The sequence below is a fragment of the Arthrobacter sp. 01L42 genome (assembly GCF_056400005.1).
Genome location: NZ_JBFTSL010000005.1, coordinates 1 through 14,678 on the forward strand (window position 1 = coordinate 1; position 14,678 = coordinate 14,678).

Consider the following 14,678-nt stretch of genomic DNA (forward strand, 5'->3'; position numbering starts at 1 on the left):
CGGGTCCTCGGCGGAGAAGCTCGCCGGGCTCAAGACCGTGTTCCGGACCGGGAACGGCACCGTCACGGCCGGGAACGCGTCCCCGCTCTCCGACGGCGCGTCCGCGGCGTGGCTGGGCAGTGAAAAGGCCGCCGGGCTCCTGGGCCTGGAGCCTGTGGCCCGGATCGCCGGGCGCGGCGCGCACGCCAACGACCCGCAGTACTTCGGCTACGCCCCGGTCGAGGCCGCGAACAAGGCCCTCGCCAAGGCCGGGATCGGCTGGGACCAGGTCGGCGCCGTCGAACTGAACGAGGCGTTCGCCGCGCAGTCCCTGGCCTGCATCAACGCCTGGGGCATCGACGCGGGAATCGTGAACCGGCACGGCGGCGCGATCGCCATGGGCCACCCGCTCGGCGCCTCCGGCGGGCGGATCCTGGGCACCCTGGCCCGTACCCTGCAGGCCTCCGGGCAGCGCTGGGGCGTCGCCGCGATCTGCATCGGCGTCGGCCAGGGCCTCGCCGTCGTGCTCGAAAACGTCACCACCGGGCAGGCATAACCCGCAGGCTTAACCCGCAGGCATAACCTGTCGGCACAACCAGCGACGGACTGAGGGAATGCAGCACTGGCGGTCGGACACCGGGAGGTCCAAGCTTTAACCATTCGACGCGGGCCAAGTGTGGGCGTCCCGGCCTCCCTGGACTGCACGGCGAGGGTGATGGCACGGCGAGGGTGACGGCACGGCGTGTGCGAGGAGAGTGACGATGGTTGACACGGCAGCGCAGACTCTTCGGGCCGGTGCGCGGAACGACCTTGTGACGCAACTGCTGGGCATCTGGCTCCTCCTGGCTGTGTTCCTCGACGGCTGGGCCCACCTGCACGTTCCCGGGCTTGAAACCTTCTTCACCCCCTGGCACGCGGCACTCTATTCGGGCCTCGTGGCCACCGCCGCGTGGACGGCAAGTGTGATCTGGAGGAACCGCCAGCCCGGGCGGCCATTGACGCGGTCGGTGCCGGCCGGCTACACGGGCACGGTCATCGGACTGGTCCTGTTCGCCGTCGCGGGCGTCCTGGATCTGGCCTGGCACGAGATCCTGGGCATCGAAGTTTCCCTCGATGCGCTGGTGAGCCCCACCCACTTGCTGCTGGGGTTCAGCCTCTTCCTCATCCTCGGCACCGGTATCCGCAGTGCACGGGCCGCCGGCGGCGCAGAAGCCTTCTCATGGACGCCGGCTGCATTGTTGTCTCTCGCCCTGATGACCGGATTGGGAGCCTTCTTCCTCATTTACTGCTCGGCGTTCGTCCGGACCCCGCCGGCCGTCCCCTATCTACAGACGCCGATCGGGAGCCCCGGGCACACCCAGGCGGAGCTGCCCCCGGCCCTCGGACTGGCCAGCTATTTGGTGACCACAGCGCTGATTATCGCCCCCTTCCTCTACACCTTCTCCGGAGCCCGAAGGCCGCCTTTCGGTATTGCCACCATCCTGGTCGCCGTGGTGGCGTGGCTGCCGCTGGCCATGTCGGGGCTGCGCCCGGCCGCGGTCGCCGGTGCTGCCGGAGCCACGATCATCGCGGTAGCGGCGGATCTGCTGCTTGCCCGACGGCCGGGCCCGTGGCTGAGGCGCACGTTGCCGGCGGTCACCGCCGTGCTGGCGGCACTCATCTGGACCGGCCAACTGGCTGGGATCGCCCTGGCTGCATCGATTCAATGGCCAGTGTCGATGTGGCTGGGAGCCGTTGTGCTGAGTGCGGGATTGGCCGCGGCACTGGCCTTCCTCAGCTCGTTGAACACCAGGAGCGCACCGTTTCCGGCAGGGCCACGATGAGCGTCAAATCCCCACTGTTCCCGGCGCCCGGAGTGGGCTAATTTGGGGATAAAGGGGAGTGCCCGGTGTCCGGTTCATTGACGGCGGAGGCATCCGGCCTCGCCATCGAGTAAGGAACACACCGTGGCCTACAACGTGGCCCAAAAGCTCATCGCATCCCATCTGGTGGCCGGGGAGATGATTCCCGGCCGTGAGATTGGCCTGCATATCGATCAGACCCTCACCCAGGACGCGACCGGGACGCTGGTCATGCTCGAGCTGGAGGCCATCGGGCTGGACCGGGCACAAACTGAAGTATCCGTGCAGTACGTGGACCACAACTTGTTGCAGGCCGACAGCAGGAACGCTGAAGACCATGATTTTCTCCGCTCGGCCTGCCGCCGGTTTGGTCTGTGGTTCTCGAAGGCTGGAAACGGGGTGTCCCATCCGACCCACATGCAGCGGTTTGGCCGTCCGGGCACGACCATGGTCGGTTCCGACAGTCACACCCCGGCCGCTGGGTCGCTGGGGATGCTGGCAATCGGGGTCGGCGGCACCGAGGTGGCCCTGGCCATCGCGGGCGAGCCGCTCTACCTGAAGATGCCGGAGATCTGGGGCGTGCGGCTTACCGGCAAGCTGCCACCGTGGACCAGTGCCAAGGACGTCATCCTCGAAATGCTTCGCCGGCACGGCGTGAAGGGCGGCAAGGACCGGATCATCGAGTACTACGGTCCCGGCCTCGCCACACTGAGCGCGATGGACCGGCACGTGATTGCCAATATGGGCGCCGAACTCGGTGCGACGAGCACGGTCTTCCCGGCCGACGACCAGGTGCGGGCCTTCCTGCGCTCCGAACAGCGCGAGGACGATTTCACCGAACTCCTCGCCGATTCCGGTGCCACCTACGACGTGACCGACGCGATCGACCTGGTCACGATCGAGCCGCTCATCGCCCTGCCCAGCTCGCCCGGCAACGTCGTTCCGGTGCGGGAGGTCACTGGCAGGCCGGTGGCGCAGGTAGTGATTGGGTCTTCAGCGAACCCGGGCCTGCGCGACTTCGCAATGGTCGCCGCCCTCACGAAGGGACGGCAATGCCACCCTGGACTGTCTTTCGACGTCAACCCGAGTTCCCGGCAGATCCTGCAGGACCTCACCAGGATGGGGGCCACGTTTGATCTGATAAGCGCCGGAGCCCGGCTGCATCAGACCGGATGCATGGGCTGTATCGGGATGGGACAGGCCCCCGCGAACGGAAGCAACAGCCTGCGCACTATGCCCCGCAACTTTCCCGGCCGTTCGGGCACGAAGGAGGACTCGGTCTACCTGTGCTCACCGGAGACGGCTGCGGCTGCTGCGCTCACCGGAATTATCACCGACCCGCGGGACCTGACGGAGCTCTTCGACCTTGAGTATCCCGAGATCGAACTTCCCGCGCTGTCGAGCGTGAACGTGGCAATGCTGGAGGAGCCGTTGGCGCCGGAGGAAGCCGGCAAAGTAGCGCTGGTCAAGGGCGAAAACATCTCCTCGCTTCCGGTCTTCGGCCCACTCGCCGACCGCATCGAGGCACCGGTGGCCTTGGTGGTGGGCAACGATGTCTCGACGGACGAGATTCTGCCTGCCGGTGCCCGCGTTCTGCCCTACCGCAGCAACATCCCCAAACTCGCCGAATTCACCTTCGACCAGCTCGACCCCACCTACGCCGCCCGCGCCGCCCAAACCCGCGACTCCACCGGGCACATCCTGGTCGGCGGCACGAACTACGGCCAGGGATCCTCACGGGAACACGCAGCTATCACCCCGCGCTTCCTCGGGCTGCGCGCAGTGGTGGCCGTCTCGTTCGCGCGGATCCACTGGCAGAACCTGGCCAATTTCGGCGTCCTCGCAGTCGAGTTCACAAATGCGGCCGATCATGACCGCATCGAACAGGACGATGTGCTCGCGCTGACAGGGATACACGACGCCCTGCTCACAGGCAAGGAGATCCTCGTGGAGAACCGGACCCGAGACGAGGTCTACCCTGTGCGGCACAGTCTCTCCAGCCGTCAGGTGGACATGCTCCTGGCAGGTGGCCTCATCCCTTGGCTGCGCGAACGGAGAGCGCGGGAATGAGCTGCCGATCACCGCTGACGAGGATGGGTGTGCCGCGGTGAGCGGATGGCCGCGGCCGGACGAGCCCTCCGGCGAAATCAGCCTCGTACTCGACCAGCGCAGCACCCTGGATCCGAAGGCTGACCTGCGCGACGGGTTGTCCGCGGTCGCCCGGCAGGGTTCCCACCTTTGGGTCGCCAATGACGAGACGACCAGCCTCGAACGGCTCACCCTGGAGGCCGGCGGCCAGGCCCGCACCCACCGCAGCTTCGACCTCACCCACCTCCTTGAGCTGCCCGGGGACAGGGGTGAGATGGACATCGAGGGCCTCGATGTCGAGGATGACACGCTGTGGCTGCTTGGATCGCACAGCTCGGCCCGCAAACAGGTCAAGAACAACGCCACACCCGCAGAAGCGCAGGATTCCCTGGCGACAGTGGAGGTCAGCCAGCGCCGTCGGGTGTTGGCCCGGCTTTCGACTAAGGTCCTCCTCGATCCGGACGGCGGCCGGACGGGGCAGCAGCAGCGCCCCGCCGTGCTGGGCCTCGGCCGGGGCACGGACCTGGTGGATCTGCTGGCTGATGACCCACATCTTGGAAGCTTCATCCAGTCCTCGACGACCGGTCGCCCGATCCCGGGCAAGGACAACGGCATTGACTGCGAGGGCCTCGCCGTAGCGGGCGACCGGGTGTTCATCGGTCTGCGCGGGCCGGTGCTGCGTGGGTGGGCGATGATCATAGAGCTCCAGGTTGGTGGCGGGCCCGGCTTGGAGCCGCAGCCGATCGGTCCCGGGAATCGTCGCTACCGCAAGCACTTCCTTCGCCTGCATGGTTTGGGCGTGCGGGATCTGTGCCGTCACGGACGGGACCTGCTCGTCCTGGCAGGACCCACCATGGAACTCGACGGGCGCGCGGCCGTGTTTCGCTGGCGGGGCGCGCTGACGTCGCAGGCCGAGGCCGTCCTGCCGAAAGACGACTTGCATTGCGAATTTGACGCGCCGTTCGGTGAGGACGAGGACCATGCCGAGGGGATCACCGTTCTCGACGATGACCGGTCGGCCTTGGTGTTGTATGGGACGCCGTCGGGGAAGCGCAAGACCGGACGCCACGCGATCAAAGCCGACGTTTTCCGCCTCAGCACATAGGAACCGGCGCCGCGACAGTCCCGGGGAGATGTTCCTATTGCTGCCGGCCCACTTTTCCCAGCCAGGCCTGCAGGAGAGGAACGACGACGTCGCTGTGCATCGCGCCCAGGTGATCGAGTGCGGGGAGTACTTGGGAATAGCCGTAGTTCACTTCGGAACGCCCTGGCGCCATGGCGGCCCGATGTCCCTGCTCTGGCGCACACCGGCGCAGGGGGCGAGAATGGGGTCGTGCTCACCCTGATCGAACCCCACGGGAAGGACTTTCATGACGCTGTATCAGCCTGAACCGGTCGAAATCTCAACGAGGATGCGGCCGGGGGAGTGGACCGAGGAAAGCCTGGAGATGCTCGTCGCGTCATATCGCGAGCAGCTGTCGCGCATGGGGGCGGCCGCCTCCGAGATCGACGTCGTGATCGACCGCGACGACGGAGGCGGAGTCAGCGTGGTGGCGTCCTGGCTCAAGCCTGACGTGGCGCAGGAACTGACAGAGGTGAAGGACGACGCCGGGCTCGTGGCGATGGATCCCGACGCCGGGTCAGTGCGGCCGGCGCACGACGATTCCGCGCCCCGATAGAACTTCTGGGCCCGCCATGCCCTCCGGTAGGGTGATGTTTCCCGAAGCAACCCTTCGATCAGAGTGGAGCATTCATGGCACCGCAGATTTCCGGAAAAATCGATAAGAAATTGTTCGGGCTCTACCTCTCGGACCACCTCGCGGGAGCCACAGCGGGGCAGGGCCGCATAGAGCGCATGGCGCGCGACTTCACGGACACCCCCTTCCACGCCGAACTTGCGGCACTTGCCACCCAAATCAGGCAGGAGCGGGAGTACCTGCGCGGACTAGTGGGGGATTTTGGCCTGCCACGGCGAACTCCGCGGCGGGTGGCGGCGTGGGTTGCGGAGCGTGCCGGCCGACTCAAGCTCAACGGGCGGGTGGTGAGCCGCTCGCCGATGACGCTGGTGCTGGAGTCCGAGGTCATGCGGTCGGCGGTGATGGGAAAACTAGGGCTGTGGCAGACGCTGCAGGATCTCTCCGGCGATCTGGGACTGGACGGTTCCAGGTTCGACGGACTGGCCACCAAGGCACGCGACCAGATCGCCACCCTGGACCGGGTCCATGAGTACGCCCGCCGGCGGTCGTTCTACACGAACCAGGGCAGCTGAGCAGACCGGGCATCGTCGGCTCGACCGTTCGCGTCCTGCCCTGCGCCTGGTGTGCACTGGCGCGTGCCGGCAGCGGAGACGAGAATGGGCTCGTGCTCCCTCCTCGCCCTGGCGGGGACGGCGACGCGATGAACGCCGCCGCCCGAAAGATTCAGCGCATCTATTTGACGTTGACGCTGGGCAATACCCTTGCGGCCTCGTTCATCTGGGGGATCAACACCCTTTTCCTGCTCGACGCCGGTCTCAGCAACTTCGAGGCGTTTGCCGCGAATGCCTTCTTCACGGCCGGCATGGTGCTGTTCGAGGTGCCCACCGGGGTGGTTGCCGACGGTTGGGGCCGGCGCGTCTCGTTCCTGCTCGGAACCGTGACCCTCGCCGTCTCGACCTACTTCTACTACCTGCTCTGGCAGTTCTCCGCCCCGTTCTGGTGGTGGGCGGTGGTGTCGGTCCTGCTCGGCCTGGGCTTCACCTTCTTCTCCGGAGCGGTGGAGGCCTGGCTCGTCGATGCACTGCGCTTCTCTGGGTTCGAGGGCGGGATGGAAGCGGTGCTCGGTCGAGGCCAGATGGTCGCCGGAGTCGCGATGCTCGCCGGCTCTGTTGCCGGCGGCGTGATCGCGCAGGCCACCAATCTGGGCGTGCCGTTCCTGATGCGCGTGGGCGTGTTGCTGGCCATGTTCGCGGTGGCGTTTGGGCTCATGCGCGACGTCGGGTTCACCCCCGAACGCTCGACCCATCCCCTCCAGGCGACCCGTGCTGTACTCGCCGCCTCGATCGAGAACGGCTTGAAGAATCCGCCCGTACGTTACGTGATGCTGGCCGCGCCGTTCACTTTCGGCGTCGGGATCTATGTGTTTTACGCCCTGCAGCCGTACCTGCTCGAGCTCTATGGGGACCCCCACGCGTATTCTGTCGCGGGCCTGGCGGCGGCCATCGTGGCCGCGGCGCAGGTGCTCGGCGGCTGGACGGCTCCGCGCATCCGGCGCCTTGTCCGCCGGCGCACCACCGTGTTGATCCTGAGCAGCGTCGTGGACACGGTGATCCTGGTGGTGCTCGGGTTCACCCACGTATTCTGGTTGGCCCTGGTGCTGTTGGCGCTCTGGGCAGTGGTGTCCTCGGCGGGCATACCGGTGCGGCAGGCGTACCTGAACGACATGATCGCCTCGAAGCAGCGCGCCACAGTGCTCAGCTTCGATTCACTCATGGGCTCAAGCGGTGGCGTGGTGGTCCAGCCGCTGCTCGGACGGGCGGCAGATGTGTACGGCTATGCCGCGTCGCTGGCGATCGGCGGCGTGATCGAGTTGATCGCGGTGCCGTTCCTGCTGGCGAGCCGCCGGCAACGCCACCAGGCCGATCAGTCCAACGCCCCGACCAGCACCAACACCGGATCCCAGCCGGCGTAAGACGCCAGCCGGAATAACACTTCGGCCATGCTCCTTACTTGGCGGGGCCTTCGGGGCCTACAGTGGGCGTGTAGAACCGTCGACAGGAGCGCCCCAGTGATTACCCTGCAGATCGAACACCAGGTCCGGGATTTTGACATGTGGCGGAGGGCTTTCGACAGCGATCCGCTGGACCGCGCCGCGTCGGGCGTGCGGTCATTCCGGATCTCGCGCCCGCTTGACCAGCAGGACTACGTGATGCTGGAGATGGACTTCGATACGCAGGCGGCGGCGGTGGACTTCCTGGGCCGGCTGCAGAACGATACGTGGAAAACGGGTGTGACGGCGCCGGCGCTGGTCGGTGAGCCATCGACCAGAATCATCGAAACGGTCGCCATCGAGAACGTGGCAGCCGCTGACCGCGACCTTCGGTAGAACGTCTGCGCCGACGCGGGGATCAGACGCGGGGATCACAAGAAACTCGCGTCATGCGTTTCGCTGCTGCCCCTGCTGTCCGTGGACGGGGTCCTGCGCGCTCCGCGGAGACACCGTGAGGGTAGCGACGCGTTCCAGCCTCGGATGCAGGTGGTCGCCGTCGTCCACCACCCCGGTCTGCCACCACAATTTCAGCCCTTCCGGTACCACCTCCAGGCAGGCCACGTTGTTTTGGAACCAGGGCCCCCGGATGCCGGACCAGTGGAACGGCGGGTCCGGCACCTTGGCGGAGCGCGCGACCAAGGCGCCCACCGGGGTGGCCAGGCCGTAGGACATGATGGCCGCGAAGGACCTCATCAGGCGGGGCAACGGGTTGCGGATGGGGGAGCAGACGGCCTGCAGGATCCGGCTGCCCGAGGCACGCTCCACCTCCGCAACGTAGGAGTAGTGGACGTCCCCGGAGAGGAAGATGATTGTTTCCGGTGCCGGGCCGCGTTTGCCGTCGGCGACTTCGCTGGCCATGGCCGCCAGTTCCCGGAAGCTGTTTTGGAATGCGCCCCAGTGTTCCAGGTCCAGCGCCTGGCGCAGCTTCTCGCCGGCCCAGGCGGCACGGTTACCCCACGCGCCCTCAGAGACGGCCTCATTCCACGACTCGACGTAGTGCAGGCCCATCGGCAACAGGAAAGGCAGGGACGTCGCCACGAGCAGGTGGCGGAAGCCGCCTTGCATCCGGTCGTCCAGCCACGCCATTTCCACCGCATCGACCAGCGCCCGGTCGTCCGGCGTCAGGTCCCGGGCTGCGCGGGAGTCAACCACGATCAGCCGGGTGTCGCCGAAGTCGCGGCAGTAGCTCCACCGGTAGGATTTGGGGTCCCGATCAGCCCGCTCCGCGAAGCTGTCCAGCTCGGCGCCCACATCGAGCTCATCCCCGCCTGTGTGCCCGATGATCCGCTGCCACACGGCATCCTCAGCCCGTTCCTGCGGTGACAGGTTCCCCAGATGCTGGTAGACCCAGTACGAGGCCAGTCCCGCGACGATCCGCCCACGCCACCACGAGGTCGCCTCCATCTTCTTCTTCCAGCTCAGCGAGGTATTCCAGTCGTCGCGGATGTCGTGGTCATCGAAGATCATGGCGCTGGGCAGGGTCGACAGCAGCCATCGGTTCGCGGGGTCTGACCAGGCCAGAAAGTACAGGTGGGCGTATTCCTCGTAGTCCTTGAGCTCTTCGCCGGGGGGTGCCTTGATGTCTCGCCGGCCGCGGATGAACTCCTGCATCTGTTCGCTGGTCAGGTCCGCGTACACCTGGTCTCCGAGGAAGGCCAGAAGATCCGGCCACGGCAGGTCTCCGCCGGAGGCCATCTTCAGCGCATAGGCGCGCAGTGAGTCGACGCCATGGGTCCGGTTGCCGGATGCATCGTGCGGGACGCTGGTCCTGCAGGAGCCGTATGCCATCCGCAGCGGCTTACCGGTGGCCAGTGTGGCGATCATGGACGGCGGAAACCCGGATGAGGGGTCGGGCCAGGCCTGCGTTCCGTTGATATCGAGGGCGTACGGCGTCACCGTGCCGGACTCCAGCCCGTCCAATTCCACCAGCGCGTAGTGGTGGCCGTGAACTGCGAATGTGCGGGCCTCCCAGCCCCGGCCGCCGGCACGGATGGAAACCCGGGCAGCGGTTTGGGTCTCCACCCAGACACTCGCCGACGTCTCATCCACGTACCGCACCATAGGGCCGAGCACCAGGGAAGGGGTGGTCATGAATCAGTTGTACCTGCTCCGGCCGGCTGCGGCCATGGCGTCAGGAAAGTCCAAGCGTACGCAGGCAGCGTCAATGCCCCTGAGGCGGTTCCTTGGGTGTCCCTCCGAGGGCCGGGGTACTGCCGGAATCGCCCGGTCCCTGGGCCAGCTGGTCATGGAGCCTGCTGATCTGGGCCACGAGGCGGGCACGTTCCTCGCTGCCGATGCCTTCGTCCGATCGCCTCCGCAGATTGGTTGCTGCCGTCACACTTTCAACGAGCCAGGAGGACACCACCGCCGTGACCATGCTCAGGACTGCAAACCCGCCGACCATCAGCGTGGCCGCAGCCCACCGGCCCGGAACGGTTACGGGGTAGTAGTCGCCATAGCCGATCGTTGTGATGGTGACAATTGCCCACCACAACGAGTCGCCCATCGAGGTGATATTCGCGTTCGGTGCGCTCTTTTCGAAATTGAAGACGCTCAGGGCGACCGTGTAGAGCAGGAGGACCGCGGAGACAATGACGTAGGCCAGGACGCGGGTCCTGATGGCGGTGCCCGGGGCCCGTTCCATGACCCGGCGCAAGGTGAACGGACGCAGGAGCCGCAACGGCCGCGCAACGGGGAGCACCACCATGAGCAGGTCCAAGGGGTGGCGGACGAACCACCGGCCCCGTTGGGGCGCCAGGAGCAACTTCACAATGTAGTCGGCGCCGAAGGCGACCCACGTTGACCCCACGACGATTCCGAGAAGGTCGGCGTAGGGCTGCGGCGGTTCTGCAATGACGAGGATGGAGTAGGCCGCCAGAAAAACAAAAGCCGCACCGACGAGGGGCCACTCGGAATACTTTTGCCAGGTTTCTTGCCTCATGGCTGAATGCTAGGACTTTGTCCCTCGGATGTCCTTCGAAATTGCCACACTGACCCTAAGCGAGCCACCCGCTGGCAGCGAGCCACCCGCGGAGCGCTGACAACTGTCGCCGTCAGCGGTACATTGGCCTTCTGAGGTGGCAGACCGAGGCTGGGCACGGCAGACCACATGGCCAGAACCTGCGGAGGCGGACAGCCATGGCGGCAAATCAGGACAAAGACGGCGCTCGCCGGGACCACGCGCATCACGACGTCATACCCAACATACTTGAAATAGTGGAGCAAAGCGTCCTGCAGCGGATTGAGGACTTTAATGATCCGCGCCAGGAATGGCGGCGCCTGTTCTCGGAGTTATACGGCACGTTCCTGCTCGTGGTCGTCGCGGCCGGCGGCGGCATGATGGGCCAGGCGTTCCCCGGCGTCATCAGCCGCACGGCGGCAGTGGTGGCTCCGGGCCTGATGGTCATGGGCATCATCTTGTTCATGGGCAAGATCTCGGGCGCGCATCTGAACCCTGCGGTCAGCATTGCGTTCGCGCTCCGCGGTGACTTCCCGTGGCGCCGGGTGCCGGCCTACATCGTCGTTCAGCTCATTGGCGCGACGCTCGCCTGCCTGCTGCTGCAGGGCGTGATCGGGGTCTCCGCCACCTACGGTTCAAACTATCCGGCGGCTGGTTATTCGGCCGGCGCCGCGTTCCTGATGGAGGCACTGCTGACGATGGTGTTGGTCAGCGTCATCCTGGGAACCGCCTCCGGGGCCCAGAACGTCGGGCTGTTTGGGGCGTTCGGTGTCGGCGCATACATTGCCTTGGCAGGCCTGTGGGGCAGCCCCATCTCCGGCACGTCGATGAATCCGGCACGAACGTTCGGGCCGGATCTCGCCAGCGGAAATTTCAGCGACTACTGGGTGTATGTCGCCGGGCCGCTGGTCGGCGCGGCGGCCGCCGTCGGTATCGCATTCATCCTGCGCGGAGCGGGCGGCGGGAGGTCGGGCTCGGGAGCCGCGCAGGGTGCCCTCTTCACCGAGGCCGCCGAGGAAGAGAAGCCGTAGCGGGCAAGGCTGCCCCGACCTATCCACCCCTTGCGGGAAATCTCCAGAAGCTGGATTATTTGCATTAGTTACGCATAGGTCTCCCGCTCTTCGTTGGGCAAAGTTTGGACTCGGCTACCGGCGCTGCCGGTTCCTCGGTTGGGAGACAAGATGGCAAGCACCGTTCATTCAGGGTCCAAAGAGGTTGGCAGCAAGGGGCTGAAAGGGAGTGCGCTCGGTCTCGTATCAAGTGTCGTTGTGGGTGTGGCCTCGACGGCCCCGGCCTACAGCCTCGCGGCCAGTTTGGGATTCATCGTCGTCGGCGGCACTGTCTTCGCAGGGGTCAAGGCACCCGGAATCGTCCTTCTAGCCTTCGTCCCTATGTACTTCATCGCGGTCGCTTACCAGGAGCTAAACAAGGCTGAGCCTGACTGCGGCACAACGTTCACGTGGGCAACTCGAGCGTTTGGTCCAGTCACCGGCTGGATGGGTGGCTGGGGGATTGTCATCGCCGACATAGTCGTCATGGCCAATTTGGCTCAGATCGCTGGCGCGTATTCGTTCATTTTTGTCGGAGGATTCGGGCTGCCGGAAGTCGCGGAGCTGGCGGGCAACGTCGTTGCGACAACGATTGCAGGTCTGGCATGGATCGCGGTGATGACCTGGATCTGCTATCGGGGCATCGAGCTGACGGCCCACGTGCAGTACGTGCTGCTCTCGTTTGAAATCGCAATCCTGATTTTCTTCGCGGGCTTCGCACTGATCAGGGTGTATTCGGGAACGGCCGAGCCGTACTCCCTCATCCCGCAGTGGGACTGGTTCAATCCGTTCACGCTCGACTTTGGCCAGACTATTGCCCCGGCAATGCTCACTGCGATCTTCATTTACTGGGGCTGGGACACTGCCGTCTCTGTGAATGAGGAGACGAAGAACCCTGAGAAGACGCCAGGGCGCGCGGCCATCATCAGCACGATTCTCCTGCTGGCCACGTATGCGATCGTGACCGTCGCCGCCGTGGCCTTTGCCGGCGTCGGCGACTCGGGAATCGGACTGGCAAACCCGGAAAACTCTGCCGACGTATTTTCGGCTATCGGACCTACACTGTTCGGCGAGGGCCCGGTTGGATCGATCCTCATGACGCTTCTCGGATTCTCCATCCTGACGTCGGCGTCGGCGTCGACGCAGACCACCATCCTTCCGACAGCACGCACTACGCTTTCAATGGCGGTCCACAAGGCGATCCCGGAAAAGTTTGCCCGAATCCACGCGAAATACCTCACGCCGACCTGGTCCACCATCGGTATGGGCCTCGCCTCAGCGTTCTTCTACCTCGTTTTCACGTTCATCAGCCCGGTTCTACTTCTCGCCCTGATTGGGTCGATTGGGCTGATGATCGCGTTCTACTACGGACTGACCGGCCTCGCCTGCGTATGGTTCTATCGCAAGACACTCACGTCGTCGTTCCGGAACTTCATCATGCGCGGACTGTTCCCTTTGGTTGGCAGCCTCATGCTGGCGGCCGTCTTCATCTACGGTCTGTCAAACTTCGCCCAGCCTGATTGGTTGCAGGACGCAGAAGGCAACAACGTGACGATCTTCGGTGTCGGGGCCGAGGCAGTCGTGGGCGTTGGCGGCCTGCTGATCGGGGCCGTGCTCATGGCGATCTGGTGGATCCGGAAGCCGGACTTTTTCCGCGGTCAGACGCTGCCCAGGAGTTTGGACTCATGAGCCGGATCGCCATAGAATATTCGTCCGCTGTCGTGGCTCCCCCACCTGAAGGACACCAATGAGGATCCTATGCATAGGCGCAGGCGGCGTGGGCGGAGCAGCCGCCGGCATCGCCGCGCGCAGGGGCTTTTTCGAAGAATATATTGTCGCAGACTACGATGCGGCGCGCGCGGAATCTGTCGTGGAATCCGTTCCTCCTGAACTACGTCAACGCTTCGGGGCGATGGCCCTGGATGCGTCGAGCAAGGGGGCCGTTGCAGATGCCATACGCCGGCACCGCATAACGCACGTCCTCAATGCTATTGATCCGCGCTTTGTGATGCCTATTTTTGAAGGCGCAGCGGAGGCCGGTGCCACTTACCTCGATATGGCCATGTCGCTGTCCACGCCGCATCCGGAAGTGCCGTATCAACGCCCGGGGGTGAAACTGGGCGATCTCCAATTTGAACGGTCCGGCGAATGGGAAGCCGCCGGCCGCCTCGCCTTGGTCGGCATGGGCGTCGAACCCGGTTTGTCGGATGTTCTTGCCGCCTATGCCCAGGAATTCCTGTTCTCCGAGATCGACGAACTGGCCGTCCGGGACGGGGCCAACCTGGTGGTTGAAGGATATGACTTTGCCCCTTCATTCTCTATTTGGACAACGATTGAGGAATGCCTTAACCCGCCAGTTGTCTATTCATCCGATCATGGCTGGAGGACCACGGAGCCATTTAGCGAGCCCGAAGTCTTTGATTTCCCTGAGGGCATTGGGCCAGTCGAATGCGTCAATGTGGAGCACGAGGAAGTCCTTCTCATGCCGCGTTGGATCGATGCTAAATCCGTGAACTTCAAATACGGCCTGGGAAACGAATTTATCGACGTGCTCCGGGTTCTTCACAAACTCGGTCTCGACTCCACGGAGCCGGTGAACGTCAAAGGATCTTTGGTCAGTCCGAGGGACGTTGTCGCAGCGTGTCTGCCGGACCCCGCCACGCTCGGACCCCAAATCACGGGTAAAACGTGTGCCGGCGTACTGGTAAGAGGCAAGGATAAGGAGGGCAGCCTGAGGAGTACCTATCTTTACCATGTGGTCGACAATGCGTGGACCATGGAGAACTACGCCAGTCAATGCGTTGTGTGGCAAACGGCCATCAATCCGATCATTGCCCTGGAGCTGCTTGCCGCCGGGCTCTGGACAGGGGCCGGCGTCCTGGGGCCCGAAGCTTTCCCGTCCAAGCCATTCTTGGATTTGATGGCAGCCCCGGAGCCGGAAGGCTATGGCTCTCCCTGGCACGTCAGGGAGGAAACGAACTAAGGATCCGCCAGCGGTCCAGCGGCTCCAGTTGG

Annotated in this window: 14 protein-coding genes; 11 read left to right on the forward strand and 3 right to left on the reverse strand. The window is 65.0% G+C overall.

Annotated features, from left to right (window positions below; translation table 11 throughout):
• The 4 genes from AC1DN2_RS05375 to AC1DN2_RS05390 form a co-directional block, all read left to right on the forward strand.
• The coding region (locus AC1DN2_RS05375) for a thiolase family protein (RefSeq protein WP_476849498.1) at positions 1 to 535 on the forward strand (535 nt) is incomplete at its 5' end.
• 205 nt (positions 536 to 740) lie between these two features.
• Complete coding sequence (locus AC1DN2_RS05380; RefSeq protein WP_476849499.1) at positions 741 to 1,802, forward strand: hypothetical protein; 1,062 nt, start codon at positions 741 to 743, stop codon at positions 1,800 to 1,802.
• 123 nt (positions 1,803 to 1,925) lie between these two features.
• On the forward strand, positions 1,926 to 3,890 hold the full coding sequence (locus AC1DN2_RS05385; RefSeq protein WP_476849500.1) for an aconitate hydratase: 1,965 nt from the start codon (positions 1,926 to 1,928) through the stop codon (positions 3,888 to 3,890).
• A 37-nt stretch (positions 3,891 to 3,927) separates the two neighbouring features.
• Entirely contained in the window at positions 3,928 to 5,013 is a 1,086-nt protein-coding gene (locus AC1DN2_RS05390) for a DUF3616 domain-containing protein (protein ID WP_476849501.1), read from the forward strand.
• A gap of 34 nt (positions 5,014 to 5,047) precedes the next feature.
• On the opposite strand, the gene AC1DN2_RS05395 is transcribed toward AC1DN2_RS05390, so the two are convergent.
• A complete protein-coding gene (locus AC1DN2_RS05395) occupies positions 5,048 to 5,185 on the reverse strand; it encodes a hypothetical protein (protein ID WP_476849502.1) in 138 nt (45 codons plus the stop codon).
• Between the two features lie 93 nt (positions 5,186 to 5,278).
• Between AC1DN2_RS05395 and AC1DN2_RS05400 the strand changes: the two genes are divergently transcribed.
• The 4 genes from AC1DN2_RS05400 (at position 5,279) to AC1DN2_RS05415 (ending at position 7,991) form a co-directional block, all read left to right on the forward strand.
• The gene (locus AC1DN2_RS05400) at positions 5,279 to 5,587 is read left to right on the forward strand and encodes a hypothetical protein (RefSeq protein WP_230008448.1); all 309 of its coding nucleotides are present in this window, start codon (positions 5,279 to 5,281) and stop codon (positions 5,585 to 5,587) included.
• 74 nt (positions 5,588 to 5,661) lie between these two features.
• The gene (locus tag AC1DN2_RS05405) at positions 5,662 to 6,177 is read left to right on the forward strand and encodes a hypothetical protein (protein WP_476849503.1); all 516 of its coding nucleotides are present in this window, start codon (positions 5,662 to 5,664) and stop codon (positions 6,175 to 6,177) included.
• Between the two features lie 128 nt (positions 6,178 to 6,305).
• Positions 6,306 to 7,577: an MFS transporter gene (locus AC1DN2_RS05410; protein WP_476849650.1), complete on the forward strand. Its 1,272-nt coding sequence runs from the start codon at positions 6,306 to 6,308 to the stop codon at positions 7,575 to 7,577.
• A gap of 96 nt (positions 7,578 to 7,673) precedes the next feature.
• Entirely contained in the window at positions 7,674 to 7,991 is a 318-nt protein-coding gene (locus AC1DN2_RS05415; protein WP_223917034.1) for a hypothetical protein, read from the forward strand.
• 51 nt (positions 7,992 to 8,042) lie between these two features.
• On the opposite strand, the gene AC1DN2_RS05420 is transcribed toward AC1DN2_RS05415, so the two are convergent.
• Complete coding sequence (locus AC1DN2_RS05420) at positions 8,043 to 9,746, reverse strand: alkaline phosphatase D family protein (RefSeq protein WP_476849504.1); 1,704 nt, start codon at positions 9,744 to 9,746, stop codon at positions 8,043 to 8,045.
• Between the two features lie 70 nt (positions 9,747 to 9,816).
• The gene (locus tag AC1DN2_RS05425; RefSeq protein ID WP_476849505.1) at positions 9,817 to 10,596 is read right to left on the reverse strand and encodes a potassium channel family protein; all 780 of its coding nucleotides are present in this window, start codon (positions 10,594 to 10,596) and stop codon (positions 9,817 to 9,819) included.
• A gap of 197 nt (positions 10,597 to 10,793) precedes the next feature.
• On the opposite strand from AC1DN2_RS05425, the gene AC1DN2_RS05430 reads away from it, so the two are divergent.
• The 3 genes from AC1DN2_RS05430 (at position 10,794) to AC1DN2_RS05440 (ending at position 14,646) form a co-directional block, all read left to right on the forward strand.
• Entirely contained in the window at positions 10,794 to 11,645 is an 852-nt protein-coding gene (locus AC1DN2_RS05430) for an MIP/aquaporin family protein (RefSeq protein WP_476849506.1), read from the forward strand.
• A gap of 150 nt (positions 11,646 to 11,795) precedes the next feature.
• On the forward strand, positions 11,796 to 13,352 hold the full coding sequence (locus AC1DN2_RS05435) for an APC family permease (protein ID WP_476849507.1): 1,557 nt from the start codon (positions 11,796 to 11,798) through the stop codon (positions 13,350 to 13,352).
• 58 nt (positions 13,353 to 13,410) lie between these two features.
• Positions 13,411 to 14,646: a saccharopine dehydrogenase family protein gene (locus AC1DN2_RS05440; protein WP_476849508.1), complete on the forward strand. Its 1,236-nt coding sequence runs from the start codon at positions 13,411 to 13,413 to the stop codon at positions 14,644 to 14,646.
• Positions 14,647 to 14,678 lie beyond the last annotated feature (32 nt).